Genomic DNA, 26,730 nt, shown 5'->3' with positions numbered 1-26,730 from the left:
TTCAATTTGCCATCACATCATCCGCCCGAGTTGCCAGTGCCCGTGACCAGCCCCCCATTCAGCCCGTCAGACCTAGCCACGATGAAGGAGCGCGTGCCTGAAGTGGCCGAGTTGCTGCGCTTTATGGCGACTCCTTCGCGCCTGTTGCTGCTATGCCAGCTCGCGCAAGGTGAAATGACGGTGGGCGGACTCGAAGAAGCCACCGGCATTCGACAGCCGGCACTTTCCCAGCAACTAGCCGAACTCCGTCAACGAAAGCTGGTAGCGACCCGACGGGAATCGCGGTCGATCATTTACCGCATGACAGACTCGCGAGTCGCAGCACTGCTGGGCGCAATGCATGGAATTTTCTGTGTGGACAATGCGTCGCCTTGAGGCGGCGTGAGGCATCCGAACAGGAGTGGGCTGGTCGCGTCGCCAAGGAGGAGCTTTGGCCGCTGGCGGACGGGCAACTCCTCAAGGAGCTGCCAAGCGCGTTCCAAACGGACAACTAGTGCTCAAGAATCCTCCCGCGACCACCGCCGGCACTGCTCGTATACATCCCCATCCCACCAGGCATGAAATTCCATCGGCCGCGTAATGCGGTCCATCAGGGCGCGCGTCTTGGCCTTGTCACCGGCCTGGCAAGCAAAGTAGGCGAAGTTCTGCAGGTTCCAATCAGACGGATACCGAGCCAGCACATCGTCAATTCCCTGGCTCATCAACGGCCAGTCCACCTGTTTCTCAGCAAACGGGCTGCTGTAATAGCTGCCCGCGGTGGACCAGTAGATGCGCGCATAGAGGGCAGGGCGGTCGCGCTCCGGCACCGTCTCGAGCGCGCGCCGCGCCATCGATTCCACGGCATACGGGGTGCCGCCCCATTTGGGTGAGAAGTACTGGGCCGCGACGAACGGAATCGTCAGGTTGCCAGGGTGCTTGGCCATGCCTTCATCCACCAGCGCCATCAGGTCGGTCGCTTCCCAGTTCAGCCGCACGGCAGCGGACGATGCCAGCTCGTACCAGCCTGCGTCGCTCGCGCACTGCTTCTTGTGTTCGGCCAGGTACTTGCTGGCCGCTTCGGTGTAGGCATGAAAGTAGGCGGAATCCTGCGCGCTGATCGAGTTGGAATAGCCATAGCCGCGGTACGCCATGCCGCGCCCGAGCATTGTGGCGGCCATGGCCAGGTGGGACGTTGCAGAACGCGGGTATTTCTTCACCCAGCGCGTGATCCGGTCGCGCATCGGGTCGTCCTGACCCAGCGGAATCTGGTCGGCCTCGTACAGCGCCGACAGCGCTTCGTAGAAATGGGTCAACTTGAGCGTGCCGCTGGTGGTGGTTTCACCGGTACGGCGGTACTTGTTGGCCAAGGCTTCCAGACCTGCGAAATCCTCTTTGCCCAGCAAGGCCTCAACCTGCAGTTGGATGCCGTTGCGTTCGGCATACTCAGGCGAGTCTATGGATGGCCCGGCCTGTGCGGTACCGACGGCGCAAGGCAGCGTGACCAGTGCGATGGAGAGGCAGAGAAAGAGTGATGTGGGTGAGCGCATGGCGACAATCCTGGTCTGAGAGCCGCTTTCAGTCCTGGGTGGCGGCTGGAACCCGAGGCGAGTCTAGCTGGAATTGGGGAGGTCCAGCGGCTGGTCAGAAGCCACATGACAGTTCGCATAATGTATATTATGTTCCGCAAAGGTAGTGCCCAGGCAGCCTAGCCCTACAACCGCTCAATCCGCTCCACATAGATCACATCCTCCGAACAGCCGAACCCTTCGATCTTCCGGTCCTTGATCTCCCACCAGATCACTTCGTCCATCCGTGGCCGGAACTGCATGGATCCCGCAATCACCACGCGCTTCCCAAGCCAGCGCAGGCTGTCCTTCAACACGTGCTTGGGAAGTGCCAGATCAAAGCATCTGCCGTCATCTACGCGGATCTCACCAAGGCCGTGACCGCCTGGGTGAACCTCCAGCGTGCCGGTAACCTCGATCATGGCGTCGGCCACGGCCGGTTCTGGTTCTGGTTCTGCTGCTGAAACGGATCCCACGGCCCACGCTGTGGTTACCAGCCCCAGGACCACGGCCAGGCCGCAGATCAATCGCTTGGAGGGTCGCACGGTCCAGCTCCTGGGTTGCACATGGCCGGGCCAGACTCTACGCCGGCATCACTGCGCTTGGAACTGAAATGGGGTCGGAGCCCTTCGCGTTGCGAAAGGATCCGACCCCGGCCACCCGGGCAGGGGTTCCCTCCCAGGCCCGCCCTGCCCCTTTGCTCAGTAGTCGTAGCTCACACTGACCCGCAGCGATCGCGGCGCCTGCCGCACAGTGGCCGCGCCATACAGCGGGTCCGGCTGCCCGGGATCCAGCTCCGAATAGGGCGATTTCCACAGCGCCGTCTGGCTGTTGAATACGTTGAAAACATCCAGATTGAAGCCCAACCGTCCGTCTGCAGCCGCCGGACGGTAGCAAACGCCCAGATCCAGCTGCTTCAGCCACGGCAGGCGGCCCTGGCTGCCGGGAGGTGCCGGCTGTCCGTTGTAGAAGTGCTAGGCAATGCCGTAGCCGGACGGATCTTCGAAGTTCGGCCCTTAGGATCCCAGCGCACTGAACGGTGTGCCGGAAAGCGCTTTGATGTTCGCCGACACCAGCCATTTCGGCACGGGCGTACCAACGGCCATCAAACGGGTGCTCCAGCGACAGGTTCACCGCGTAGTAGTTGCGCTTGAAGCGCGGGAAGCCCATTTCCGCATTGCTGAGCGGAACGGACACGTAATTGCCGCTGGTATCGACCAGGTTGAAGGTGTTCGCCCGACCCGGGTTGATCAGCCAGCAGCTGACCGGGTTGCTGTCCTTGGTCACGTTGTAGCCCAGGCTGCTGGCCTTGCCCAGCACGGCGTCGATATCGCAGTAATCATCCACGCCACTGCGCAGCACGCGATACGTGGCCTTGGCGCCATACACCCAGTTCTGGCCCAGTGCCTTGCTGAAGCCCAGGAAGAACTCGTCCTGGTAGGACGGCTCGATGCCCGAGGTGGCCACCGTCTTCGCATCCGGCAGCAGGCCGTAGTTGTTGTTGGATGAAACCGCGCCAGAGAACGCGGTCAGATCGGTCGGATAGCCGTTGCTGTCGATGCCACCGTACGTGTAATAGGTGCACGTTGCCAGGGTGGCGCCGGCGGCATTGAAGGCCGGGTTCAGCGGCAGCGCCAGGTAGTAGCGGCCCACGTTTCGTCCTTGTCTGATCGCGCCGAGGCCGGCTCCCACGTCACCTGGCCGCCGAAGCGCCAGTCACTGGTGCCGCGCTTGCCAACGGCGTTGATCACCCCGCCATCGGAGCGACCGTACTTGGCGCTGTAGCCGCCGGTGTAGATTTCCTGCTGGTCGATGCTGCCGTACGGCAGGGTCAGGCCGCCCAGGCCACGCAAGGGATCGGTCGTGTTGAAGCCGTTGATGTAGTACGCGTTTTCTGCGGCCGACGAACCGCCGAAGCTGACCAGCTGCGCGCCGGTCGGGCCGGCATAGCTGCCGTTGCCGCTGTTGCCGATCACCCCCGGCGCAAGTTGGGCAATGGCCTCGGCCGAGCGCCCCAGCGGCAGCCGCTGCAGCTGCTCGGCGGTGATGACGGTGCGCGAGTCCACGCTGCTGACATCGATTGCCGCGGCGGCACGATCCGCGCTGACCTGCACACCATCCAGCCGGGTAATGCCGGCAAAGGACACTTCCGTGCTGGCACCCACGGTCAGCGCCACATCCTGGCGGGATTCCAGCACCCTGCCCTCGGCATCGCGCGCTTCCACCGCATAGCGGCCCAGTGGCAGCTGGCTGACACTGAAGCGCCCGCGTGCGTCGACCGCCACCTCGCGGCTGAGGCCGGTGTCACTGCGAACGAAGATGCGCTGCGTGGAAGGCGGCGCCTGGCCGGCGATGGCACCGGTGGTGGACTGCGCATGCAGCGCGGGACACGCGGTGGCAAGCGCCACCGCCAACGCCAGCAGACGCGGGCGCAGTGAACGAGCTGTCGTCATCGTGTATCGGTACGGGTAGTGGGGGAAGCGCTGCCCACGCGCCGCAACCGACGCGCCAGACATTGCACATTCATTAACCCCGCTCGCGCCCCAATGCAGAAATGCCCAGTGGTAATCTGCTGTTGGCCGATGGCGATAGGCAGGTCGATGCCCTACCCTCACATGCGCCCCTCGCGCCACCGTGACGCGTCACGTTAATGCCGCAAGACGCGGGGCGCCTTCATGGTCGAACCCCCAACGCAACGTGTGCGTCTTCGTAGCGCTCAGGTTAGAAACGTCGCGCTCCAGCAACACGTGCAGGCGCGCCACCTGAAATAGGAATAATCGTAAAACTCGAACGATTTCGAGGATTGCCCGGCGTGCGGCGCCAAAATGGGCGCCACGTCCCAATGCCGCCGATCATCCCCGCGCATGAATGGATACTCCGTACCGCGCCGCCTGCGTGTTGCATTGCTTGACGACCACGACGTCGTCCGTCGCGGTACCGCGCTCCACCTGGGTAGCGATTTCCGTTTCCAGATCGTGGCCAGCCACGCCGGTAGCGCGCGCTTTGCGCAGACGCTGCAGCAGGAGCGCGTCGACGTGGGCATCATCGACCTCAGCCTGGCGCCTGGCGACCTGAGCGGTTCGGTGCTGGTGGAGTACCTGCGCGGACACGCACCCCGCACCCCGCTACTCGCATTCGCTGGCCAGGTCTCTGCGGCGGCGATCAGTCACCTGCTTGCGGCCGGCATCAATGGCTATGTTGGCAAAGCCGAGCCGCTGAACGAGTTGGCCGAAGCCGTGGTGCGCGTGTCGCAGGGCTTTTACCGGATACCACCGGCCTGCAGGAAGCTGCCTGGCCAGGAAGAATTGAGCCGCAATGAGCGCGAGGTTCTGCGCTTGGTGCTGGCCGGCTTCACGGTATCGCAGATTGCGCAGTTCCGGCACCGCAGCGTAAAGACCATCAGCACCCAGAAGGTGTCGGCACTGCGCAAACTCGGCCTGCGCAACGACGCGGAAATCTTCGCAATGCGCCGCGAACTGGAGGCCATATGAGCAGCACGCGCGCCCACTGGCACAGCGCTCTTGTGGCCGCACTCTGCCTGCTGCCGGTGGCGTCGGCCGGCGACACGCAACGCTGGCAATGGAACGATGGCCGCCAAGTGCGCGTGGCCACCTATCCCACGCTGCGGCCATTTCCGGACGCACCGGGCAGTAGCCCGGCGCTGCCCACCATCGCCCATGGCTATGCGGAACTGGTGGCGCGCCACTCAGGGCTGACCTTCATCGACACCCCCTACGACAGCCTGGGCAAGGCATTGATGGCGCTATGCACCCACGAAGCCGACCTGATACTGGTACAGGGCAGCGCGGTCGATCACAAGGCTTCCTGCGACCTGCAGACGGGCCGGCGCGGCTTTCCTGGCGCAGTAACGGCGTTGGCAGGGCGCAATGGAACGCGCCTGCCGCGCGATGCCGACGGACTGGATGCCGTGGTGCTTGCTGCCGTACAGGGCGGCGCTTACCCTGCCTGGCTGGCGCAACAGGCCAACGGCATCAACGTACTGCCGATGCCGAACTTCTATGCCGCGCTGGCCGCGGTGGAAGCTGGCGCCGCGGACGCGGCCATCGGCATGGAGACCTCGCTGCGGCCGGTCGTGCGGCGACACTTCAGTGCCGGCCTGAAACTGCAGACGATCCGCTCTGGGTTTCCGGATCAGCTGCACCTACTGGCCCGCGCCGACGACCGGATGCTGCTGGATCGGGTGGAACAAGGCTTGGACAGGATCAGCCTTGAAGAACATGCCATCCTGGGGCATCGCTGGGCAACGCGGACGCTGCCTGCTTCCATCGCCGACGTATCTGCGCAGACAGCCATGCGCACTTCTTCGTTCATTCTCCCGCTGGCCATGCTGACCTTGCTGGCCTTGGGCGGTCTGTGGCTGCGCCGTCGCTTCGGCGCTCGCCAACGGCAACGCTCGCTGTCGCAGGCGAGCGCTGTGGGCATGCTCAGTCACGAGGTGCGCAATTCGGCGCACTTGGTGATATCCGCACTGGATCTGCTGCGGCAGCAACAGCTTCCCGCCAGTGCCCGTGATCTGGTCAATGCCGCCAATCGGGCGACGCTGGAGCTTCGCGGGCGGCTGAATCGCGCACTGGATTTTTCGCGTTTGGCAGCCGGTACGTTCCAGCCCAAGCCCTGCCCCTGCGACGCGGCCGATATCGCCAGCCAGGCGCTGGACGCCGTTTCGCCCGAAGCCCAGCGCAAGGGGTTGACCCTGCACCTGGACGTGTCGCCCCAACCGCTGCCGGGGCTGGAACTGGACCCGGACTGCCTGCGGCAGTTGCTGGACAACCTGCTGGGCAATGCCATCAAGTTCACCGATGCTGGCGGCATCGAGCTGCGCGTGCAGATGCTGGCCGACGCAGACGCGGCGCATTTGCTCGTGGATGTGATCGACAGCGGCATCGGCATCGCGCCGGCGCAGATGGCGGTGCTGTTCCAGCCATTCCAGCCGGGCGACGAGGTTCAGGCCCGGGGCGGCAGTGGCCTGGGGCTCTCGATCTGCCGGGAATTGGCAAGATCAATGGGCGGCGCGCTGGACGTGCACAGCGTGCAGGGGCGCGGCAGTCGCTTCAGTCTGCGCCTGCCAGCAACGGTCATTCCGTTGCCGGACGCCCAGGTTGCGAGTGCCGCACCCCCCATCGTCGCGCCCCTGCTGGCAGGCGTGGATGTATTGCTGGTGGAAGACCACGCGTTGTCCCGTCGCGTACTGGCCGCGCAGCTTCGCAAACAGGGCGCGACCGTGCATGAAGTGTCCAGTGCAGGCGCGGCCCTGCTGTGCCAGGCCACCGCGCAGCATGCGGTGATCCTGCTGGATATCGAACTGGGGCAAAGCACGGGCTATGCGTTGGCGCCGCAGCTGCGCAAGGCCAGCATGGACAAAGGCCAGACAACGCAGATCCTGGCGCTGTCGGCCCACACGGGGGCCGCGCATCAGCAGTGCTGCCTGCAGGCCGGCTTCGATGGCGTACTAAGCAAGCCCCTGCAGCTGGACGCGCTGCTGCAGGCCCTGGGGCGCGGCGATGCGGGCGCCACACCTGACGTACACGACAGGGACACCCTTGCGCCAGAGATGGCCGAGGATCTTCGGCGCGAACACGCGGCAACCGAACGTGCGGCGCGTGCTCGCGACAGCGTGGCGCTGGCGCACCACGCGCACCGGTTGCACGGTGCATTGCAGATGCAGGGGCTGCACGAACTGGCGGCGATGGCCGCTACGCTGGCCCAGCTCGGGCGCGAACGCACGCCCGATTGGGGCGCTGCGTTGCACCTGGTCGATCAACTGCGTGACGTGAACGGCCCCGGCACTACCGGGGCCGTGCAGCTGCCTTGAATCAGCCAGCGCTACGTGCGATCTGGCGACGGGTCAGGTCGTTGAAGCGGCCCAGCGACATCAGGTGCTGGTGGATCAGTGCCAGCCAGCCGCTGCGGTGCCATTCGACCACGGTGGCGTCGGGCAGCGCGATGAACTTCTCGACGTCGACCACGAAGAAGCCGTTGAGGTTGAACTCGCGGCCATCGGGCAGGCGCACGTTGGCATTGCGCTCCACCAGCAGATTGTTGTCCACCAGCGCCTTGGAGAAAGCCTGGGTCTGCTCGTGCTCGCGGGTGAACTGACCGCAGAATTCCAGTGCCTGCTGCACCAGCTCGGTGGCCTTGCCATCAGCGAACAGCGGCTGACCTTCCTCGCCACCGCGGGCGATGCGGGCGCTGTCTTCGTCAATGCCCAGCAGGAAGTCGTTGCCTTCGCCGGTGTCGATGAAGATGAAGGGATGACGGCGCAGGTAGGCCGGGATGTAGGTCTCGTCGGCCCACAAGCCATCGGTGATGAACAGGTTGTCGGTGGTGATGCCCACCGCCGCCATCGGCACCGCGCTGGGGCCGGCGAACAGGATCGGGAAGTGATGCAGCGCCAGCGAGAATTCGCCCAGCACCAGCGGGATGGAGTTGCTGCTGGCAGCAAATTCGAGCTTGCCCGGCAGGATCCGCACGTCGGCATGCTTGTCGGCCTGCAGCGGCACCGGACGGGTGTAGAACAGGGGTGCGCTGCTCGGTGCAGCTTCGGTGGTGGTGTCGCTGGTAGTGGTCATCGTAAAACCATGTCGATCATGCGCGCCTGCCATCCCGGGCGCGCCAGCGGGAACAACCTGAACCCCGCATTATCAACAAGCTGGGTGGCCACGGCCACCCCGCCCACGAATTATTTCAGCTGAAGAGGGTAGCGCTGCCACAGAACGTGGACCAGGAAGCCGGCCAGTTCGGTGTCGCGGGCGCTGACGGCGGCGCGGATCTTGTCCAGCAGCACCATGTCGCTGCACGAGCGCACATCGGCATGGTTGGCCTGCCCTGCCCTGCGTGCGCGGTAGCGCGCCGCCCGCTGTGCATCGCTCATGGCATACCCGAACTTGGGCGGCCGACCGCGTTTGCGCGGCAGGGTCAACTCCAGGGTTCCGGGGTCATTGTCATCACGCATGGCGGGTGCGATCGGCGGTAATTCAACAGGGGGTGCGCAATTTATCGTGAGGCATCACTTTAATCCAGCTTTTTCTGCGCTTTTGTTGCATTGCGGCGGATATGACCCCGCATCCACGCATGGCGTGGATCTACCGCCGCGCGCAACGCACCGATGACGAGACGTGGCGACCATCCATGCAACGCCCCGATGACGTGACGTGCCGACCATCCGTGCAACGCGCCGATGGGCGCAGTAGATCCACGCCATGCGTGGATGGCACGCCCATCACCCCATCCGCCACAACAAAAAGGGGAGCCCGCGAACGGACTCCCCTGCCTTCCCTGCTATGCGGCGCGCACGGGCTCATACCCGTGCAGGTGCGCTTCGCTGCTGGCCCGCCCCTGGCTGAGCGAGCGCAGCGCGGTGGTGTACCCCACCAGGTTGGCCAACGGCGCAAAGCCACTCACCTCGGCGCGACCGTCCTGGTCGTCGATGCGGGCGATGCGGCCGTGGCGGCGATTCAGATCACCCACCACGTCACCCACCGATGCCGACGGCGAATGCACCGTCACTTCCATCACCGGCTCCAGCACTTGGGTGCCGCTGCCAGCCAGCGCCGCCCGCACCGCTTCCAGCCCGGCGCGATGGAAGGCCAGTTCCGAGGAGTCCTTGGCATGGGTTTCGCCATCCACCAGGGTCACCTCGATACCCACCACGGGGTAACCCTGCGGGCCATCGGACAGCGCCGCACGTACACCCTTTTCCACCGCGGCGATGAAGCCACGCGGCACAACGCCACCGACGATGCGGTCGTTGAAGACCACCTCGCCATCTTCGCGCGGCGCGACATCCAGCACCACGTGGGCAAATTGACCCTGCCCGCCGTTCTGCTTGGACACCCGGCCCACCACACCGGAAACGGCCTTGATGGGCGTTTCATGGTAGGCCACGCGCGGCGATCCCACGCCTACGTCCACCTTCCATTCGCTGCGCAGGCGCTCGACCATCACCTCCAGGTGCAGCTCGCCCATGCCCCAGACCAGGGTTTCACCACTGTCGCGATCCGTTTCCACACGGAACGACGGGTCTTCCTGGGCCAGGCTGGCCAGGCCCTGCGCGATGCGGATCAGGTCCGCCGCCCGCGCCGGGCTCAACCGCCATGCCAGTACCGGTGCCTGCGCCTGGATGTTTTCCAGCTGCAGCGGGCGCGCCCGGCTGCTCAGCGTTTCACCGCTGACCGCATCCTTCCAGCCCAGCACCGCCACGATGTCGCCGGCCACGGCCTGTTCGATGTCGTGGGTCTGGTCGGCCTGCACCCGCACCAGGCGGCTGACGCGCCGCCCCTGCGGGTGCTGCGAACTGGCCACGGCATCGCCCACCTTCAAGGTGCCCGAGTACAGCCGCACGAAGCTGAGTGCACCGTGCTGCTGGTGGGTGATCTTGAACAGCAGGCCCGCCAGCGGACCGTCCGGGTCCGGCGGCAGCGCGACGTCGCCCTGCTCGCTTGCGGCCGTAACCGCGGGGCGATCCAGTGGCGAAGGCAGGTAGTCGACCACTGCGTCCAGCAGCGTCTCGATGCCTTTGTCCTTGAACGCCGCACCGGCCAGCACCGGCACACCTGCACCGACCAGGGTGGCCCGGCGCAGCGCAGCGCGCAGCAGCTGCGCATCGATGGCGCGGCCTTCCAGCCAGGCATCGGCCAGCGCGTCGTCGTGGTCGGCCACCGCCTCGATCAAGGTCTGGCGATGTGCCTGCCACTGCGTGCGCGCGGCATCGTCCCACGCCGAAACGGTAGTGGTGCCATCGTCGTGCCACTGCAGCACGCGCTCATCGACCAGGTCCACCCAGCCATTGAACGCGCTTTCGCTGCCCAGTGGCACGCCCAGTGCCCACGGCCGCGCCTGCAGCTTGTCCTGCATCTGCTCCAGCACACGCCCGAAGTCGGCACCCACGCGGTCCATCTTGTTGACGAAGGCAATGGACGGCACACCATGCCGGCGCGCCTGGCGCCACACGGTTTCCGACTGCGGCTGTACGCCATCCACAGCCGAGAACACGGCCACGGCACCGTCGAGCACGCGCAGCGACCGCTCCACTTCAATGGCGAAGTCAATGTGGCCAGGAGTGTCGATCAGCGTAAGCCGGTGCGGCGGCAGATCGCGCGGCGCCCACTGCGCCTGCACGGCGGCGGCGCCGATGGTGATGCCGCGCTCGCGCTCGATAGCCGAAAAGTCGGTGGTCGCATTGCCGTCGTGCACTTCGCCGACGCGATGGATTTCGCCGCTTTTCCACAGCAGGCGTTCGGTCAGCGTGGTCTTGCCAGCGTCGATGTGGGCAATGATGCCCAGGTTGCGGCGACGGGAAAGGGTCTGGGTGTTCATGAGATAAGTTCCTGCAAAGCCAACTTCAGGGGCCGCACCCCCCGGTTGGCGACAGGGCGTGCGGCTAGCGTTCGGTCTCGGCGGTCTGGTGCATGGCACGTTCTCCTTGGGTGCTGAAAGGTAAAGTCGACCGTTGGTCGACTGCTGGAACAATCAGTCGACCAACGGTCGACTCTACAAAAGCGGAAACGAAAAGAGCGCCCCGAAGGGCGCTCTGTGGATGGTCCAACGATGGCCGTATCAACGGCTTCGTGGCACTCCAGGCAGACACGCCCGTTCCGCGCTTGCGCGGGTCAGGGTGAAAAACTTCAGGAGCGGCATCCGGTTCATGGTGCGCATTCTAGACCTGCCAATCTGGCGCGCAAGAGGCCATTGCACGCATCAGTGGAACAATGAGGTGTGGTGGGGCCAGAGCATTTCGCTGCGCGAATGGATCCGACCCCGGGCAGGGGCGCGGGGTCGGATCCCTTGGCCACGCCAAGGGCTCTGACCCCTGCAACGGCGGATCACTCGCAGCCGTTGACCCGCCGCGCGTCAGCAACCGTTGCCGCGTTGTCACCGGTCACCGACACCCAGCCCTTCAGCGAGTACGCCGGATCGACCTCGCCACGGCGCGGGGTGGTATGGAAGGTGACTTCGGTCCAGCTACCCACGGCGCCCAGCTCGCTCAGACGTGCGTCCTGGTCTTCGTCCGTACTGAAGGTATCACCCGGCTTGGAGCGCTTGGCCGTATTCACCGTGGCGGTCTTCACCGCGCGCACCCGCAATGCGCCATTGGGCATGCGCTGGCTGGTCACATCGTAGCGCTCGGTACCGTAGGCCCACGGGCGCTCGGCCTGGCGGCGCACTTCGCTGCCATCGTCGGCTACGGCAATCGAGCCGTCCACCATCTCGGCAATGGCCGCATAGCTGGTGTAGCCGGCCATCATGGCCTGAGCGCCGATCATCTGCCGCTTCTCCAGCGGCAGTTCGCTGGCAGCAGGCATCATGCCTGGCAGCTTCAGATACGCAGACTTCCTGCACAGCACCAGCACCTGCTGGTCGGCCCACGCCATCATCATCTCACCGCCCGCGTAGTAGTGCGTGGTGAACAGATCAGGCGTGGCACCCTTGCCCTTGGCGCTGCGCGTTTCGATCGAGGTGGCCTGGTCGGCCGCCTTGCTCAACGACACCGAGGTCGTGGCTGCATTGGCCGCACACGCCGAAGCAAACAGCGAAGCGACAAGTGCGGTACGTGCGAAGGGAGCTTTCATGGGGGTCATTCCGTTGAAGAAAAACGAACCGCCAAGGATACGTCGCGGCGCGAACGGAAGCTTTGCTGCTTGGGGTCAGAGCCTTTCGCTGGGCGAAAGGATCTGACCCTGGGCATTCCGTCCTCGCGCCGGCAGATCGACATCGCTGGGCTGGACAACTTCCTCTGATCGAAGATCGCACCGGGAGAGGGGTTCCTCGCGCGCCTGCACGATCTGCTTCAACGATGCCACGGCCTTCTCCACACAGGCGTCTGCGTGCAGCGCAAGACGACTTCGGCAGACCGTGTCAGCCGCGCGCTCAGGGGCGGAGTGCTGCACGCACCCTGCGGATGCCAGCATGCAGACCGAAATGGCGGTCACACGAAGTAGCTTCATGGTGGCAGGCCGGTGGGAAGCGGGCTGCACAGGATTCCATCGGCCTGCCGTGCCGGTCCATGCAACTTTTCCGAAATTCTCGCCTGGCGCCGACCCTGGGGTCAGAGCCTTTCGCTGGGCGAAAGGATCTGACCCCGGCGACTCAGGTCACTACTACCAGCGGCACGCCGCGCTTGGGGTGCTGCAGCACCACGACGTCCTGCTGGTACACGCGCTGCAGGTTGGCTTCGGTCAGCACCTGTGAGGGCGTGCCGTCGGCGGCCACCCTGCCCTGTTCCAGCAACACGATGCGGTCGGCGTAACCGGCGGCAAGATTCAAATCGTGCAGCACCACGATCACGCACGCACCGGCTTCGGCACAGGCGCGCACGCTGCGCAGGGTACGTTCCTGGTGGCGCAGGTCCAGCGCTGCGGTGGGCTCGTCCAACAACAGCAGCGGCGTGTCCTGTGCCAGCACGCGAGCAAACGTGGTGCGCGCCGACTCGCCGCCGGACAACTGCTGCACTTCGCGCAGGCGCAGCGCCTGCAGCTCGGCCGCATAGATGGAGGCTTCCACGCGCGCATCGTCCACGGCCGGATCCGGCGGATGCGGCAGGCGCCCCATCGCCACCACTTCTTCCACGCTGAAGGCGAAGCGCACGCCGTGTTCCTGCGGCATCACCGCGCGCTCGCGCGCCAGCGGCCCAGCCTTGTATGCATGCAGCGCCCGCCCGTTCAACGCCACGTCGCCGACGTCTGCGCGCAGGTCGCCCGCAGCCACCGCCAGCAAGGTGGATTTGCCGGCACCGTTGGGCCCCACCAGGGCAGTGACCGTGCCCGGCGCGAAATCCAGGGTGATGCCATGCAGGATCTCGCGCTGCTGGCGGCGCACCACCACATCGCGCAGGCTCAGCAAGGCGCTCATGCAGCCACCTTGCGGCGCTGCTGCAGCACCAGCCACAGGAAGAACGGCGCGCCGAGCGCGGCCGAGAACAGCCCCAGCGGAATTTCCGCCGGCGGGTCCAGCGTACGCGCGGCGGTATCGGCCACCACGATCAGCAGCGCGCCCAGCACGCCCGATACCGGCAGCAGCCAACGATGCCCCGGGCCCACCAGCAGGCGCGCCACGTGCGGCACCACCAGGCCGACAAAGCTGATCGAGCCGGCAAATGCCACCGCCGCGCCCACCAGCAATGCACTGAACGCCACCAGACGGCGGCGGGTGCGCGCCACGTCCAGGCCCAGGTGCTGCGCCTGGCGCTCACCAAGTGCCAGCATGTCCAGCGGCGTGGCCAGCCGCAGCAGCGCGAACACGCCGATGGCAATCAGCGGCAGCACCGCTGCCACGTCCGACCAGTTGGCGCGTGCCAGCGAACCCATCTGCCAGAACACCAGCGACTGCAGTTCGCTTTCGCTGGCGATGTAGGTCAGGAAACCGATCAACGCCGAACAGAACGCGGCCATGGCAATGCCCACCAGCAGCAGCGTGGCATTGCCCGTGCCCTTACCCGGGCGTGCCAGCGCATAGGTGAGGCCGATGGCCGCAGCGCCACCCCCAAAGGCCGCCACCGGCACCAGCCAACCCGCAGCACCGGCCGCGCCCAGCACGATGGCTGCCACTGCGCCCAGTGCCGCACCCTGGCTGACACCGACGATGCCAGGATCTGCCAGCGGGTTACCGAACAGGCCCTGCAGACTGGCACCGGCCATGGCCAGCGCTGCGCCCACCATCGCCCCCAACAGGGCGCGCGGAATACGCAGCTGCCAGACCACCGCCAGGTCGCGGCTGCTGACCGCCTGCGGATCGACCAGCCCCAGCTTCACCCCCAGCGCCTGCAGCACCTCCAGCGGCGGCAGCCGCAGCGGGCCCACGGCGAACGACGCCAGCACTGCCCCCAGCAGTGCCAGCAACGCGACCAGCAACATCACCCGCCCGCGACGGCGGCGTCGATCCGCAGGGCTCATGCCGGCGGCAGCGCCGCAAAGGCCTTGGCCAGCGCCAGCGCACCCGCACCCGAGCCCACGCTGGTGTACTTCAGCTGCACATCCGGCAGCACCCAGACCCGGTTGGCGGCGCCAGCCGGGGTCTGCTTCAGGGTCGGGTAGGCCTTCCACAGGCCATCAGCACCGCCGAACTGCTGCAGGTCGTGCTCGGTCACCAGAATCACCTCCGGCGCCGCGGCAACCACACCCTCGTTGCTCAACTGCGAATAGTTCTTCACCCCGGCCTCGGTGCCGATGTTCACGCCGCCGGCCAGCGCGATCAGCTGTGCCGAGGCGCTGTCGGCACCGGCCACTGTGGGCAGGCCGCCCGCGCCGGTGGCCGACACGTGGATCACGCGCGGCGCATGGGTCAGGCCCTTACCGATCCCGGCCGCCTCATCCAGCTGGCGCTGCACCTGGGTGGCCAGGGTCTGACCGGCATCGGCAAGACCAATCGCCGCCGCGATCTTGCGCACCTTGTCCGGCGCCGGCTGAAGATCGTCCACCACCACGGCCGGCTCGCCCACCTCGCGCAGCTTCTTCGACAGTTCGGTGTGGCGGCGCAGGCTGTTGCCCAGGAACAGCGAGCCCTGCAGGCCCAGCACGCCTTCCACGCCGGTGGTGCGGTTGAACAGGAACTGATGCGGCGCCGCCAGACCGGCCTGGGTGGTGGTGTTGGTGGGTGCGGCAAACACCTGCTTGCCGGCACCCAGCGCTTCCAGCACCGCAATCACGTCATCGCCACCGGCAATGATCCGGCTGGCATCCTTCACTTCCACCTGCGCCCCATCATCACTGGCCACCGTGGTCGGCAGTGCGGCCTTCTGGTCCCGCAGGGCCGGCACATCCGCGCCTGCCACGTGCTGCCAGCCGGCCGGCAGTTCCTGTGCAGCGCCTGCCGAAGCAGTGGAAGAACCAGCTGCCGGTGCAGCGGCATCGGTCGCGGCCGGCGGCGCACTGCCCCCGCAGGCGGCTAACGCCAGCGAAACGGCCAACGGGAGCGCACACAGGCGCAGATGGGAAGCGAAGTTCATGCAGATTCTCCTTGCTTGCCGGGCGAAGGCACTGCCCCCGCCCGGCACGGGGGTTACGGCTGGCGCAGGCTGATGCGGGTGATGCGGTCACCCTTGGGGTCTTCGGCGCCACGCGACTTGTTCACGGCAAACACATTGCCCTTGCCGTCGGCGCGCACGTGGTTGGGCAGCGTGCCGCCATCCAGGTTGCCGACGATCTTGCCATCGCGGTTCACTGCGGTAACCGTACCGGCACCGCGGTTGGTGACATAGGCCAGGCCACTCTTGTCATCGAACGCCACGTTCAGTGCACCGGCGCCGACCGGCACATCGTGCACGACCTTGCCGCTGGCCACATCGACGATCAGCAGGTTGTCGGTGCCCTGCGAGGCAACGTACAGACGGTTCTGCTGCGCATCGAAGGCCACGCCCGAAGCGCTGATGGAATTGCCCAGGTCGATCACCTTGTCCACCTTGCCACTGGCCACGTCGATCACCGCCGCTTCCGGGGTGCCGATGCTGACGGTGAACAGCTTGCCGGCCTTTTCATCCAGCACCAGGCTCATCGGGGTGAACTTGCCTTCATCCACGCCCGATTCCAGAGTGATCGATTCCAGCGGCTTCAGCGTCTTGGCATCGAACACCGACAGGTGGTCTTCGCCCGTTGCCGAAGCGAACACCTTGCCGTGGGTGCCGTCGACCACGACGTCGCGCGCATGCGGCACGGCATCGATCGGGAACTGGTGGACCAGCGACAGATCCTTCTGGCGGTAGACGGCCACGGTGTTCTGGCGGGTGTTGGTGACCCACACGTTGCCGTTGGTGTCATCCACGCCCACGCCGTACACCGCGTAGACCGCGCCGTTGGTGCTGCCCGGCACCTGCGCCGGGGTGATCGCCTTGCTCACCTTCAGGCTCTTGGGGTCCAGCTTCAGCAGCTGCGACTGGGTAACCGGCGGGCGGCCCACAGCCGAGGTAACGAACACCGCGTTGCTGGCGGCGCTGTAGGCCGACTGGTACAGGCCCGGCACCAGCTTGTTGGACTGGGTGGCGAACTGCTGCTGGCCCGACAGCGGCAGCTGCGGCGAGATGCGCAGCTTCAGCACGGTGGCGGCCGCCGGCTGGCTGGCGCGCACCACCACCGGGTGGGTACCCGGCACCGCATCGGCCGGGATGGCCAGCTGGGTCTTGAAGTTGCCATCGGCATCAACCACCACCGGCTGGCTGTTCAGCACGGTATCGCCGCGCACCAGGCTGATCTGCTGGCCGGGCACGAAGCCGCGGCCGGTGACATCTGCGGTGCTGCCCGGCACCACGTTTTCGCCGCGCGAGACCACCTGGCCCTTGAAGGTCGCGTTGGCCGGCTGGTCGAACACCGGCTGCGCCGATGCGGTAACGGCCAGCAACAGGCCGGCGGCCAGGGAAGTAAGACGGAAGGAAGAACGGGACGACATGGAAGGCTCCTTGCACACGTAGGCCGCGCCGCGTGGCGCGGGATTCATCGGTTGCCTGGGCCGCTGCACATCGACAGCCAAGCCTGGGTAGTGGGGGGCGCACGGGTTGGCCGTGCGCAGTTGTCATTCGTTGGCGTTCGCCGCGGCCGGCGCCTTGCCATCCGCTTCGCTGCGATCGGCCACGCCGTAGAGTTCATGCAGAGCGGCATGGAACGAGGCCGGCAGCATCGGGCCATGGCCCAGCCCCGGGAATTCGCGGTACTGCACCTGCAGCGCCGGCACCTTGGCCAGGCGCGTGGACAGCTGCAGGGCCGCATCCGGGGTGGCACCGCCAATGCGGCGCAGGTGCGCGACCACGCGCGGGTTGTTCATATCGCGCTTGCCGCGGTCACCCACGCGCTCGGCACCGCCCAGCATCAACCAGACCTTGGCCGGCTGGCCGTGCACGTTCTGCACGAACTGCTGTTCCGGGTCGCCCAGCGCAGCGCCCTGCGCCCACCACAGCGACGGGCTGGCGGCCAGAAAGTACTGGAAGGCCGCCGGGCGGGTATACAGCGTGTTGAGCACGAACAGCCCGCCCAGCGAGTGGCCCCACAGCGCCTGTTGCTGCAGGTCGATCTTCGCGCGACGCTCGACTTCGGGCTTGATGCGGCGTTCGATCACATCCAGGAACGCGGCGGCGCCGCCACCGGTGGCCTGCGTGGTGCCGGCCTCGTCGTCGGCCCGATCGATCCAGGCGGTGTAATCGCGGGTGCGCGACGGCGAATCGATGCGGAGCTCGTTGTCATAACCGATCAGCACCAGCACCGGCGGTGCCTTGCGCGCGGCCAGCTCGGCCAGCAGCGGCTGGTCCAGCACCATCGCCACGGCGTTGCCGTCCAGGGCGTACAGCACCGGCGCAGGGGTCTTGCCCGCCTTGGCCGGGATCGCCACGTTCACCCGCCAGCGGCGCTGCTGGTCCGGGCTGTCGATCACGAAACGTTCGAAGCGGTAGCTGGACGCAGGTTCGTCCAGCACGGTGCGGCCCATCAGCTGCTGCGGGTTGCGCTGCTGTGCATGGGCGTAGGGAGCGGCCATCAGGACCCCCATCATCAGGGCGGCCAGACAGCCGACGGAGCGTGCGGAAAACATCATGGGTGACGGACGCGGCGGGCCGGGCCGCCTCTTCATCAAGGGACCGCAGTCTATCCTAGATGCGAATGCTTATCACCTAGATCAAACGTCACGCTCTGTATCACGCGCGCGTGTGCACACCCGGTGTGCATACTGCCGGCATGCGCGATACCTCATCCACGTTGCTGCCTGTTCTGCGCAGGCTCGCCCCTGCCCTCGCCTGCGCCGTTGCATTGGGCACGGTCGGCTGCTCCCCCGGCCAGCGCGCTGGCGTGGATTTCAGCGATGTCGACATCACCCCCTGCCCCGACCAGGCTGCCCTGGAACGGGAGCTGGCCGGCGTTACCGCGCGGCTGCGCGTGGCGCTGCCCGGACGCTATGCCGGGCGCCGCATTTCCTGTAACCCACTAAAGGTGGTGGTGCTGCTGAAGGGCGACACCCGGTACCAGACGCGCACCATGCAATGGCCGCGCGGCGAGGTGACGGTCGAGTTTGTTTCAGGCAGTCGTTACGCGACTGAAGACCTGAACGCCGCTGTTGCCAGCGGCTTGCTGGCCGCGCGGTTCCCCGGCGCGCACGGCATCGGTACCGATGCGGTGAACGGGCGCATTCTGGTGGACGCGGCGGATGACGCGGCGTATGCGCGCTACCAGGCCGCGGCGGCTGAACTGGAGAAGGAGCTGGGCGTGCCGATCGCCATCAAGCGCGGCAAGGGCGATTGGCGTTTGTAGCGTCGAGCTTGCTCGACTGAGGCCCGGCTTTTGTAGAGTCGAGCTTGCTCGACTGCTTTCAATCCGGCAGTCGAGCAAGCTCGACTCTACGAAGAGCGAGAAGCAGTCGAGCAAGCTCGACTCTACGAAGAGCGAGAAGCAGTCGAGCAAGCTCGACTCTACAGACGCTTTGCGGCCCTGGCTGCTTCGCGCTCGGCGCGCAACCGGTCCAGCTTTTCTTTCAGCTTGATTTCCAGCCCGCGCGGCACCGGGTTGTAGTACACCCGTTCGCCCATCGCATCGGGGAAACCGGTCTGGTCCAGGGCGATGCCGCCCTCGGCATCGTGGTCGTACTGGTACTCGGCGCCGTAACCCAGCTCCTTCATCAGCTTGGTCGGTGCATTGCGCAGGTGCAGCGGCACTTCTTCGGTGCCGCTCTCGCGCACATCGGCCTTGGCCTGGTTGAAGGCCGCATAACCGGCGTTTGATTTGGCGGTGCTGGCCAGGTACAGCACCAGCTGCGCGAAGGCGAGCTCACCTTCCGGGCTGCCCAGCCGCTCGTAGATGTCCCAAGCTTCCAACGCCATGCTCTGCGCACGCGGGTCGGCCAGGCCGATATCTTCGATGGCCATGCGGGTCAGGCGGCGCGCCAGGTAGGACGGATCGCAGCCGCCATCCAGCATGCGGGTCAACCAGTACAGCGCGGCATCGGGGTTGGAGCTGCGTACCGACTTGTGCAGCGCCGAGATCTGGTCGTAGAACTGCTCGCCGCCCTTGTCGAAGCGGCGGGTGCGGTCGGCCAGCACTTGGGTCAGGGTCTGTGGGGTGATACGACCACCCTCCCCGCCCGCCAGCTCGGCGGCGATTTCCAGCAGGGTCAGCGCACGGCGCACGTCACCGTCGGCGGCGGTAGCGATTTCCAGCAGCAGCTCGGGGGCGACCTCGATGCGCTCCTCGCCCAGGCCGCGCTCGCGGTCCCCGAGTGCTCGTTCCAGCGCCTCGACAATATCCGTGGGCGACACTGCCTCCAGCACGTGCACGCGGCAGCGCGACAGCAGCGCGGAGTTCAGTTCGAACGAGGGATTTTCGGTGGTGGCGCCGACGAACAGGATGGTGCCGCGCTCGATGTGCGGCAGGAACGCATCCTGCTGCGCCTTGTTGAAGCGGTGCACTTCGTCCACGAACAGCACGGTGCGGCGGCCTTCGGCAAAACGCTGCGCGGCCTCGGCCAGCACCTGGCGCACTTCGGGCAAGCCAGAGAGCACGGCAGAGATGGCGCGGAATTCGGCGTCGGAGTATTCCGCCAGCAGTAGCGACAGCGTGGTCTTGCCGCAACCGGGCGGGCCCCACAGGATCATTGAATGCACGCGACCGGATTCGACCGCGCGGCGCAGCGCGCTTTCCGGCGCCAGCAGTCGCTTCTGCCCGACCATTTCGTCGAGGGTGCGCGGGCGCATGCGCTCGGCCAGCGGGCGCAGATGATCCCGATCAACGCTCAGCAGATCGGGGCCGGGGAAGGAAGTGGAACGATGTCTTGGCACCGGGCCATTGTACCGCGAGAGCGTGCCAACCAAGGTTGGCACCTACCAGGGCCAGGTAGCGCCGGGCAATGCCCGGCGTCACACCTCAATTGCCGATGACGTCGGTGCCCTTCGGCGGGGTGAAGCTGAAGGTGCCGGCGGCGAAGCCGGGGTTGCGCTTCCAGCCGCTGAAGGTGATTACGGTGCGCTGGCCGACGGCATCGGTGATTTCCATCTTGGCCAGGCCCTGGGCGTTGAAGCCCAATGCGGCGTACTGGAAGCTGGCTTCGGTGTCGCGCTTGGGCGACAGCGACAGCCACTGCAGGCCGTCACGCTTGGCCGCTTCTTCGCTCAGGTCGTACTGCTGTTCCAGCAGCGCCGGGTTGATCAGTGCAGTCAGCGGGCTGTTCTGCTCTTCCTTGCCCTGCTCGCGCACGGTGGCCTGTTCCAGATCCGGCTCGTACATCCAGACCTTCTTGCCGTCGGCCACGATCAGCTGTTCGTGCGGGCGCACGTATTCCCAGCGGAACAAGCGCGGTGCCGACAGCGCAACGCGGCCGCCGGTCGATTCCTTCACCTTGCCGCGGCTGTCGAACACCTGCTGGCTGAACTGCCCGTCCAGGCCCTTCAGGCCGCTGGTGAAGGTTTTCAGGTCATCGCGGGCGCCGGCCCAGGCGCTGCCGGCGGCGGCGCAGGCCACGGCCAGGGTGGTGGTGGCAAGGAAACGACGGAAGCGGATGTTCATACGGGAATCCTGTGGGCGCGTGCGCCAGGAAAGTTGGGTGCCAGTGTGCCCGGGCAAAGATGAATGGGCGATCAGGGCGACATTATGCCGCCCCGCGCGTGCATCGGCGATTCAGTTGCCGCCGGCCGGCAATCTGCCGTACAGCACTTGGCCACGGAAGCCGCGGCGCACTTCCCGGTACAGCGCCCGGAAGGCGGCGTAGTCCTGCGGCTGGCACAGCGCCTGCGGGCCACGCACCGCGTTCTGCTGCAGGCGGTGGTGCACGGTCACTTCCTGGCCGTTGCGGCTCCAGTCCACCCGGTAGTCCCCGGCCGCGTTGGTGAAGCGCTGGCTGGCCGGAATGGCGATGATCGGCGCGTTGTCCGGGAACTGCAGGCGATAGGTTTCCTCGCGCAGGCTGGCATTGCAGTAGAACGGGGTCTGGTTGTCCGGCGCTGAAGCGCTTGCGTACAGGCCGCGCACCGATTCACCACCGGGCGGATCGGGCACGGCCATGCCGCCGGCCACGGCGAAGTCGACGTAGTCCTCGGCCTGGAACGCCATGCGGTAGCCGAACGGCCGGGTCAGGTCGACCGGTACGCCCAGCAGCTGCAGCTGCCCGCGGCCATCGAAACCGGACGCGGCCATGATCGACTCTTCCGCCCGTGCGCGGTTCTGCGCATTGAGCTGGGCGAACTGCGCGCGCATGCCGATCTCGGCGTTGTCGCCCAGCTGCGGCACGGTTTCGCCACGCAGGTTGCCCTGCGCATCGAAGGTGAAGCGCACGTCCATCACCGTGGCATTGCGCTGCGGGTCGTTGGCCGGGGTGCGCGCCACGCTGGCAGTGCGCGTGTGCAGTACCGGCGCGCCCAGATCACCATCGGGCAACTGGCCAAAACGCGCCCAGGCGCTGGTCGAATCCAGGTACAGATCGAATTCGGGCACGTAGGTGATGGCGTGGTTGAAGCGGCCCAGCACCGGAATCTTCGGCAGGGTCGGCCCGCCCCCGGCGCCGATCAGCACCGGCGAGCTGGCAATGCCCTTGGCTGCCAGCAACGCTTCCAGAATCGCCACATGGTCTTTGCAGTCGCCATAGTGGTTGTCCAGGATGCTCTGCGCGCTGTTCGGCTCCAGCCCGCCATTGCCCAGGTAGACCGCCACGTAGCGGATGTTCTGCGCCACCCAGCGGTACAGCGCATCGGCCTGCGCCTTGCGGTCGCTGATGCCGGCGGTCACTTCATCAGCCAGGGCCTGGATCTGCGGGGTCACCTGTGCCGCCTCCCCCGCCTTCAGCTGGTAGGCGCGCCCCATCTGCGCCCAGTCCTTGTAGGTGCTGGCCATGATGTTAGGGCCGAACTCCCACACCGCCGCCGACCAGTTCTGCGCCTGCATCGGTTCGCGCCGCTGGTAGCGCCAGCGCCACTGCGCCTGGCCGTTCTTCACCTGCGGGCGGTCGCTGCCCTGCACGCCGCGGCTGTCCACGTACATGGGCAGGTTGGCCGGCGCGCTCAGGGTCACTTCGGCATCGTCGTACTGGGTGAACACATTGAAGGTTTCCCACAGCCCGAAGTAGCCCGGGAAATACGGCGTCAGCTGGGTGCGCCGCACCTGGTAGAACAACCGCGTGCCCGGAGCCAGGTTGGGGAACACGATCACCCGCACCTTGCGGTCGGCGTACATGGCGGCCGCAGCGCTGGAATAGCTTTCCTGGGTATAGATGCGGTCGGCCGGCACGTCGCGGCGCTGGCCGTCGGCGGTGAGCGTGTAGGCGCTCACCACCTCCAGCGTTTCCATCTTCTCGCTGTAGCTCAGCCGCACCTGGCTGAACTGCTCCACCGCCGCCTTGGTCTTGAGCAGGATTTCGTAGGTTTCGGTCTGTATGTTGCCGGCGTCGGCACGCACCTGGTAGTCGGCGCGATAGCGCACGAAGCTGAAATTGTTGCTGGCCTCGGCATCGCTGCTGGTGGACGGCGGCGCCGGCTGCGGCACGCCGGCGTCAGCCAGCGCGGGGCCGACCGCCAGCGCGCAGGCCAGCGCCAGCACGCGGGGAAGAAGTCGATGCATGCGTCGGTTCCTTGGACGTGGTGGCGGTGGCGGGCTTACTTCGGCGGCGGCGGTGCCAGCACCGTGCGGTCGCCGTTGTGTTCGGGCGCGCTGACCACACCGGCCGCTTCCATGGCCTCGATCAGGCGTGCCGCGCGGTTGTAGCCGATCTTCAGGCGCCGTTGCACACCGGAAATGGAGGCGCGGCGGGTTTCAGTCACCACGCGCAGGGCCTCATCGTACAGCGGGTCGGATTCGTCGCCGGCCGCGCTGGTTTCCGGCAGGCCGGTGGCCCCCACCACCACGCCATCGCCCAGGGCCTGAACTTCATCCAGCACGCCGTCGATGTAATCGGCCGGGCCCATCGCCTTCAGGTGTTCGACCACGCGGTGCACTTCATCGTCGGACACGAACGCGCCGTGCACACGCTCGGGCATGGCCGTGCCCGGCGGCAGGTACAGCATGTCGCCGTGGCCCAGCAGGGTTTCCGCACCGGACTGGTCCAGGATGGTGCGCGAATCGATCTTCGAGCTGACCTGGAAGGCAATGCGGGTGGGAATGTTGGCCTTGATCAGGCCGGTGATCACGTCCACCGACGGGCGCTGGGTCGCCAGGATCAGGTGGATGCCGGCCGCACGTGCCTTCTGTGCCAGACGGGCGATCAGCTCTTCCACCTTCTTGCCGACGATCATCATCATGTCGGCGAATTCGTCGATGAAGATGACGATGAACGGCAGGGTTTCCAGCGGACGCGGCGCCTCGCCCAGTTCCGGGTTGGGCTTGAACAGCGGGTCCATCAGCGGCTGGCCGGCGTCCTCGGCGTCCTTCACCTTCTTGTTGAAGCCAGCCAGATTGCGCACGCCCACCGCACTCATCAGCTTGTAGCGGCGCTCCATTTCGGCCACGCACCAGCGCAGGCCGTTGGCGGCCTCCTTCATGTCGGTGACCACCGGCGCCAGCAGATGCGGAATGCCCTGGTAGACGCTCAGTTCCAGCATCTTCGGGTCGATCATCAGCATGCGCAGGTCTTTCGGCGAGCCCTTGTACAGCAGGCTGAGCACCATGGCGTTGACCGCCACCGACTTGCCCGAGCCGGTGGTACCGGCCACCAGCAGGTGCGGCATGCGCGCCAGGTCGGCCACGGTGGGCCGGCCGGCGATATCCTTGCCCAGCGCCAGGGTCAGCACGCTGGCCGCCTTGTCGTATTCCTTCGAGCGCAGCAGCTCGGACAGGAAGATCATTTCGCGGGTGACATTGGGGATTTCCAGGCCGATCACCGACTTGCCCGGAATCACATCGACCACGCGCACCGACTTCACCGACAGGCCGCGGGCGATGTCCTTGTCCAGCGAGCTGATCTGGCTGACCTTGATGCCCGGCGCCGGTTCGATCTCGAAGCGGGTGATGACCGGACCCGGATAGGCGCCGACCACCTGCGCATCGATGCGGAAGTCCTTCAGCTTGAACTCGATCTGCCGCGACAGGGTTTCCAGCGTTTCCTCGTCGTAGCCCTTGGGCTGCGGCTTGGGGTCGTCCAGCAGGGCCAGCGGCGGCAGGTCCGAGCCGTCGCCGTTGACGCCACGGAACATCGGAATCTGGTTGTCACGCTTGGCCCGGTCGCTCTTTTCGATCACCGGCTCCGGGCGCGGCTCGATCTTCACCGGCTCGCGCTTGGCGCGCACCTCGGCATCGGCCTTGCGCACTTCCTGGCGCTCCTCGCGCAGGGCGCGGGTCTGCTTCCATTCGGTGGCCTGTTCCTTCTTGCGCTCCAACAGCGGCGCCAGCGACATCACGCCGCGGCCGATCTTTTCCATCACCGCAAACCACGACAGGCCGGTGGCCAGGGTGATCGAGGCCAGCAGCAGCACCAGTACGAACAGATTGGCGCCCAGCGCGCCGAAGCCCACGGTGAGCGAATTGCCCACCAGCTTGCCGAGGATGCCGCCTGCGCTGGACACATCACCGCTGAACAGGCGCACGTGCAGGAAGCCGGTGCCGGCAATCAGGAAGCCAACCAGGCCGACCAGGCGCAAGGCCGGGTCCAGGTCGTTGTCGCCCTTGGCCTCGCGCTTGAGCCCGAACATTGCGATCCACGACAGGGCGCCCAGCACCACCGGCAGCAGGAAGGCGATGTAGCCGAACAGCTGCAGCAGTACGTCGGCAATCCAGGCGCCGGCACGGCCGCCCATGTTGTGTACGGGCGCGACCACGCTGCCGGTGTGCGACCAACCGGGATCACTGGCTGAATAGGTAAACAGACTGGCGGCCAGGTACAGCAGCGCCGGAGCGATCGCGATCAGCCCCAGGTCGCGCCACAGCCGCTGGCGCCGTGGATTGTCGGTCGTTGCCGCGGCCGCCGTGCGACGCGACGCCTTGCTGTCGTCGGACTTGGAGCGTTCGGGCACCTGCTTCGCCACCTTAGACCATACCTTTGGAATGCGCTGTTAGTGGTTGATAATAAACGACACGGCGTCAGTTTTCAGTCACCGCAGCCGAACGGGCGCCAGAACGGCGTCAATCCGCCCGTGGGCGACCGCGTTCTGTTCATCGGCTTGAATCGCCCTGCCCCAGCCGCCACTCTATGACCAGCCAAGGTTGCCGCGCAAACCGCAGCCGCGCCTTGTCCCATCTACCTTTTCGCGAGTCTACATGAGCACCAGCCTGCCCTCCCGCCATCAGCGCCTCGTCATCCTCGGTTCCGGCCCGGCCGGTTGGACCGCCGCGGTCTATGCCGCCCGCGCCAACCTGAAGCCGGTGGTCATCACCGGCCTACAGCAGGGTGGCCAGCTGATGACCACCACCGAAGTGGACAACTGGCCGGGCGACGCCCACGGCCTGATGGGCCCGGACCTGATGGCGCGCATGCAGGCCCACGCCGAGCGCTTCGAGACCGAGGTCATCTTCGACCATATCCATACGGCCGACCTGTCGCAGCGCCCGTTCAAGCTGATCGGTGACAGCCACGAGTACACCTGCGACGCGCTGATCATCTCCACTGGCGCCACCGCCAAGTACCTGGGCATTCCAACCGAGGAAACCTTCAAGGGCCGCGGCGTGTCCGCCTGCGCCACCTGCGACGGCTTCTTCTACCGCGAACAGGACGTGGTGGTGGTCGGCGGCGGCAACACCGCCGTGGAAGAGGCGCTGTACCTGTCCAACATCGCCCGCAAGGTCTACCTGGTGCACCGCCGCGACACCCTGAAGGCGGAAAAGATCATGCAGGACAAGCTGTTCGCCAAGGTCGCCGCCGGCAAGATCGAAACCGTCTGGCACCACCAGGTGGAAGAAGTGCTGGGCAACGACGCCGGCGTGACCGGCGTGCGCGTGAAGTCGACCCTGGACGGCAGCACCCGCGACATCGAGGCCCACGGCTTCTTCGTGGCCATTGGCCACCACCCGAACACCCAGCTGTTCGACGGCCAGCTGGCCATGAACAACGGCTACCTGGAAATCCGCTCGGGCCTGGGCGGCAACGCCACCCAGACATCGGTGGAAGGCGTGTTCGCCGCCGGCGACGTGGCCGACCAGCACTACCGCCAGGCGATCACCTCGGCCGGCTTCGGCTGCATGGCCGCGCTGGACGCCGAGCGCTACCTGGACGCACAGGGCAAGGCCAGCTGACCACGAGTTTGTAGAGTCGAGCCATGCTCGACTGGACCATGCTCGACAGAAGAGAACGGGCG

20 protein-coding genes and 1 pseudogene are annotated in these 26,730 nt (G+C 66.4%); 5 read left to right on the top strand and 16 right to left on the bottom strand.

From position 1 onward, the window contains the following. Window positions 1-81 precede the first annotated feature (81 nt). On the top strand, window positions 82-375 hold the full coding sequence (locus tag C1932_RS09825; protein ID WP_108761993.1) for a metalloregulator ArsR/SmtB family transcription factor: 294 nt from the start codon (window positions 82-84) through the stop codon (window positions 373-375). Window positions 376-497: 122 nt separating this feature from the next. Here C1932_RS09825 and C1932_RS09820 read toward each other — a convergent pair whose 3' ends face one another. From C1932_RS09820 to C1932_RS09810, 3 genes and pseudogenes are all read right to left on the bottom strand, one after another. Then, window positions 498-1,526 (bottom strand): DUF4034 domain-containing protein, encoded by a 1,029-nt coding sequence (locus C1932_RS09820; RefSeq protein ID WP_108761992.1) that lies wholly within the window; start codon window positions 1,524-1,526, stop codon window positions 498-500. Window positions 1,527-1,690: 164 nt separating this feature from the next. Then, entirely contained in the window at window positions 1,691-2,089 is a 399-nt protein-coding gene (locus C1932_RS09815) for a hypothetical protein (protein ID WP_159094521.1), read from the bottom strand. 156 nt (window positions 2,090-2,245) lie between these two features. Next, window positions 2,246-3,997: pseudogene (locus C1932_RS09810) on the bottom strand (TonB-dependent receptor plug domain-containing protein). 450 nt (window positions 3,998-4,447) lie between these two features. Between C1932_RS09810 and C1932_RS09805 the strand changes: the two are divergent. Together C1932_RS09805 and C1932_RS09800 are read left to right on the top strand one after the other, a co-directional pair. Beyond that, window positions 4,448-5,035, top strand: coding sequence for a response regulator transcription factor (locus tag C1932_RS09805; RefSeq protein ID WP_325051530.1), 588 nt, complete (start codon window positions 4,448-4,450; stop codon window positions 5,033-5,035). Continuing rightward, complete coding sequence (locus tag C1932_RS09800; protein ID WP_108761989.1) at window positions 5,032-7,377, top strand: ATP-binding protein; 2,346 nt, start codon at window positions 5,032-5,034, stop codon at window positions 7,375-7,377. Before C1932_RS09805 ends, C1932_RS09800 begins: the two co-directional genes overlap by 4 nt. Window position 7,378: 1 nt before the next feature. Here the strand turns inward: C1932_RS09800 and C1932_RS09795 are convergent, their stop codons facing one another. The 9 genes from C1932_RS09795 to C1932_RS09750 form a co-directional block, all read right to left on the bottom strand. Next, the gene (locus tag C1932_RS09795; RefSeq protein WP_108761988.1) at window positions 7,379-8,134 is read right to left on the bottom strand and encodes a SapC family protein; all 756 of its coding nucleotides are present in this window, start codon (window positions 8,132-8,134) and stop codon (window positions 7,379-7,381) included. 110 nt (window positions 8,135-8,244) lie between these two features. Continuing rightward, window positions 8,245-8,517 carry a hypothetical protein gene (locus C1932_RS09790; protein ID WP_079221882.1) on the bottom strand — a complete coding sequence of 91 codons (273 nt, stop codon included), beginning with the start codon at window positions 8,515-8,517 and terminating at the stop codon, window positions 8,245-8,247. Between the two features lie 326 nt (window positions 8,518-8,843). After that, window positions 8,844-10,880: an elongation factor G gene (gene fusA / locus C1932_RS09785; protein ID WP_108761987.1), complete on the bottom strand. Its 2,037-nt coding sequence runs from the start codon at window positions 10,878-10,880 to the stop codon at window positions 8,844-8,846. Window positions 10,881-11,386: 506 nt separating this feature from the next. Next, window positions 11,387-12,133, bottom strand: a complete 747-nt coding sequence (locus C1932_RS09780; protein WP_108761986.1) for a hypothetical protein — start codon at window positions 12,131-12,133, stop codon at window positions 11,387-11,389. Between the two features lie 517 nt (window positions 12,134-12,650). Continuing rightward, complete coding sequence (locus C1932_RS09770; protein WP_108761984.1) at window positions 12,651-13,412, bottom strand: heme ABC transporter ATP-binding protein; 762 nt, start codon at window positions 13,410-13,412, stop codon at window positions 12,651-12,653. Beyond that, window positions 13,409-14,452, bottom strand: coding sequence for an iron ABC transporter permease (locus C1932_RS09765; protein ID WP_108761983.1), 1,044 nt, complete (start codon window positions 14,450-14,452; stop codon window positions 13,409-13,411). The genes C1932_RS09770 and C1932_RS09765 overlap by 4 nt, the downstream gene beginning before the upstream one ends. Further along, a complete protein-coding gene (locus C1932_RS09760; RefSeq protein WP_108761982.1) occupies window positions 14,449-15,504 on the bottom strand; it encodes an ABC transporter substrate-binding protein in 1,056 nt (351 codons plus the stop codon). The genes C1932_RS09765 and C1932_RS09760 overlap by 4 nt, the downstream gene beginning before the upstream one ends. 53 nt (window positions 15,505-15,557) lie before the next feature. Beyond that, window positions 15,558-16,937: a YncE family protein gene (locus C1932_RS09755; protein WP_108761981.1), complete on the bottom strand. Its 1,380-nt coding sequence runs from the start codon at window positions 16,935-16,937 to the stop codon at window positions 15,558-15,560. Between the two features lie 123 nt (window positions 16,938-17,060). Further along, window positions 17,061-18,071 carry an alpha/beta hydrolase-fold protein gene (locus tag C1932_RS09750; protein WP_108761980.1) on the bottom strand — a complete coding sequence of 337 codons (1,011 nt, stop codon included), beginning with the start codon at window positions 18,069-18,071 and terminating at the stop codon, window positions 17,061-17,063. Between the two features lie 140 nt (window positions 18,072-18,211). On the opposite strand from C1932_RS09750, the gene C1932_RS09745 reads away from it, so the two are divergent. Continuing rightward, complete coding sequence (locus C1932_RS09745; protein WP_159094520.1) at window positions 18,212-18,781, top strand: hypothetical protein; 570 nt, start codon at window positions 18,212-18,214, stop codon at window positions 18,779-18,781. Window positions 18,782-18,939: 158 nt separating this feature from the next. Here the strand turns inward: C1932_RS09745 and C1932_RS09740 are convergent, their stop codons facing one another. From C1932_RS09740 to C1932_RS09725, 4 genes are all read right to left on the bottom strand, one after another. Then, window positions 18,940-20,217 carry a replication-associated recombination protein A gene (locus C1932_RS09740; protein ID WP_233614756.1) on the bottom strand — a complete coding sequence of 426 codons (1,278 nt, stop codon included), beginning with the start codon at window positions 20,215-20,217 and terminating at the stop codon, window positions 18,940-18,942. Between the two features lie 169 nt (window positions 20,218-20,386). Continuing rightward, window positions 20,387-21,025 (bottom strand): outer membrane lipoprotein chaperone LolA, encoded by a 639-nt coding sequence (gene lolA / locus C1932_RS09735; protein WP_108761978.1) that lies wholly within the window; start codon window positions 21,023-21,025, stop codon window positions 20,387-20,389. Between the two features lie 111 nt (window positions 21,026-21,136). Next, window positions 21,137-23,068 (bottom strand): DUF3857 domain-containing protein, encoded by a 1,932-nt coding sequence (locus C1932_RS09730; RefSeq protein ID WP_108761977.1) that lies wholly within the window; start codon window positions 23,066-23,068, stop codon window positions 21,137-21,139. A 35-nt stretch (window positions 23,069-23,103) separates the two neighbouring features. After that, on the bottom strand, window positions 23,104-25,464 hold the full coding sequence (locus C1932_RS09725; protein ID WP_108761976.1) for a DNA translocase FtsK: 2,361 nt from the start codon (window positions 25,462-25,464) through the stop codon (window positions 23,104-23,106). Window positions 25,465-25,696: 232 nt separating this feature from the next. Between C1932_RS09725 and trxB the strand changes: the two genes are divergently transcribed. Then, a complete protein-coding gene (trxB, locus tag C1932_RS09720; protein ID WP_108761975.1) occupies window positions 25,697-26,668 on the top strand; it encodes a thioredoxin-disulfide reductase in 972 nt (323 codons plus the stop codon). The last annotated feature ends 62 nt before the right edge of the window (window positions 26,669-26,730 follow it).

It is taken from the genome of Stenotrophomonas sp. YAU14D1_LEIMI4_1, from assembly GCF_003086815.1.
In the GTDB taxonomy this organism is placed as follows: domain Bacteria; phylum Pseudomonadota; class Gammaproteobacteria; order Xanthomonadales; family Xanthomonadaceae; genus Stenotrophomonas.
The sequence above is the reverse complement of the archived record's forward strand: the minus strand, read 5'-3'. Positions and strand labels throughout refer to the sequence as shown.

Bases quoted from the DNA above. Each gene is read 5' to 3' on its own strand.
- trxB (WP_108761975.1), top strand. From the start codon at position 25,697: ATGAGCACCAGCCTGCCCTCCCGCCATCAGCGCCTCGTCATCCTCGGT.
- C1932_RS09790 (WP_079221882.1), bottom strand. From the start codon at position 8,517: ATGCGTGATGACAATGACCCCGGAACCCTGGAGTTGACCCTGCCGCGC.
- C1932_RS09740 (WP_233614756.1), bottom strand. From the start codon at position 20,217: ATGCGCCCGCGCACCCTCGACGAAATGGTCGGGCAGAAGCGACTGCTG.
- C1932_RS09730 (WP_108761977.1), bottom strand. From the start codon at position 23,068: ATGCATCGACTTCTTCCCCGCGTGCTGGCGCTGGCCTGCGCGCTGGCG.
- C1932_RS09760 (WP_108761982.1), bottom strand. From the start codon at position 15,504: ATGAACTTCGCTTCCCATCTGCGCCTGTGTGCGCTCCCGTTGGCCGTT.
- C1932_RS09820 (WP_108761992.1), bottom strand. From the start codon at position 1,526: ATGCGCTCACCCACATCACTCTTTCTCTGCCTCTCCATCGCACTGGTC.
- C1932_RS09745 (WP_159094520.1), top strand. From the start codon at position 18,212: ATGCGCGATACCTCATCCACGTTGCTGCCTGTTCTGCGCAGGCTCGCC.
- fusA (WP_108761987.1), bottom strand. From the start codon at position 10,880: ATGAACACCCAGACCCTTTCCCGTCGCCGCAACCTGGGCATCATTGCC.
- C1932_RS09750 (WP_108761980.1), bottom strand. From the start codon at position 18,071: ATGATGTTTTCCGCACGCTCCGTCGGCTGTCTGGCCGCCCTGATGATG.
- C1932_RS09800 (WP_108761989.1), top strand. From the start codon at position 5,032: ATGAGCAGCACGCGCGCCCACTGGCACAGCGCTCTTGTGGCCGCACTC.
- C1932_RS09825 (WP_108761993.1), top strand. From the start codon at position 82: ATGAAGGAGCGCGTGCCTGAAGTGGCCGAGTTGCTGCGCTTTATGGCG.
- C1932_RS09770 (WP_108761984.1), bottom strand. From the start codon at position 13,412: ATGAGCGCCTTGCTGAGCCTGCGCGATGTGGTGGTGCGCCGCCAGCAG.
- C1932_RS09755 (WP_108761981.1), bottom strand. From the start codon at position 16,937: ATGTCGTCCCGTTCTTCCTTCCGTCTTACTTCCCTGGCCGCCGGCCTG.
- lolA (WP_108761978.1), bottom strand. From the start codon at position 21,025: ATGAACATCCGCTTCCGTCGTTTCCTTGCCACCACCACCCTGGCCGTG.
- C1932_RS09795 (WP_108761988.1), bottom strand. From the start codon at position 8,134: ATGACCACTACCAGCGACACCACCACCGAAGCTGCACCGAGCAGCGCA.
- C1932_RS09780 (WP_108761986.1), bottom strand. From the start codon at position 12,133: ATGAAAGCTCCCTTCGCACGTACCGCACTTGTCGCTTCGCTGTTTGCT.
- C1932_RS09765 (WP_108761983.1), bottom strand. From the start codon at position 14,452: ATGAGCCCTGCGGATCGACGCCGCCGTCGCGGGCGGGTGATGTTGCTG.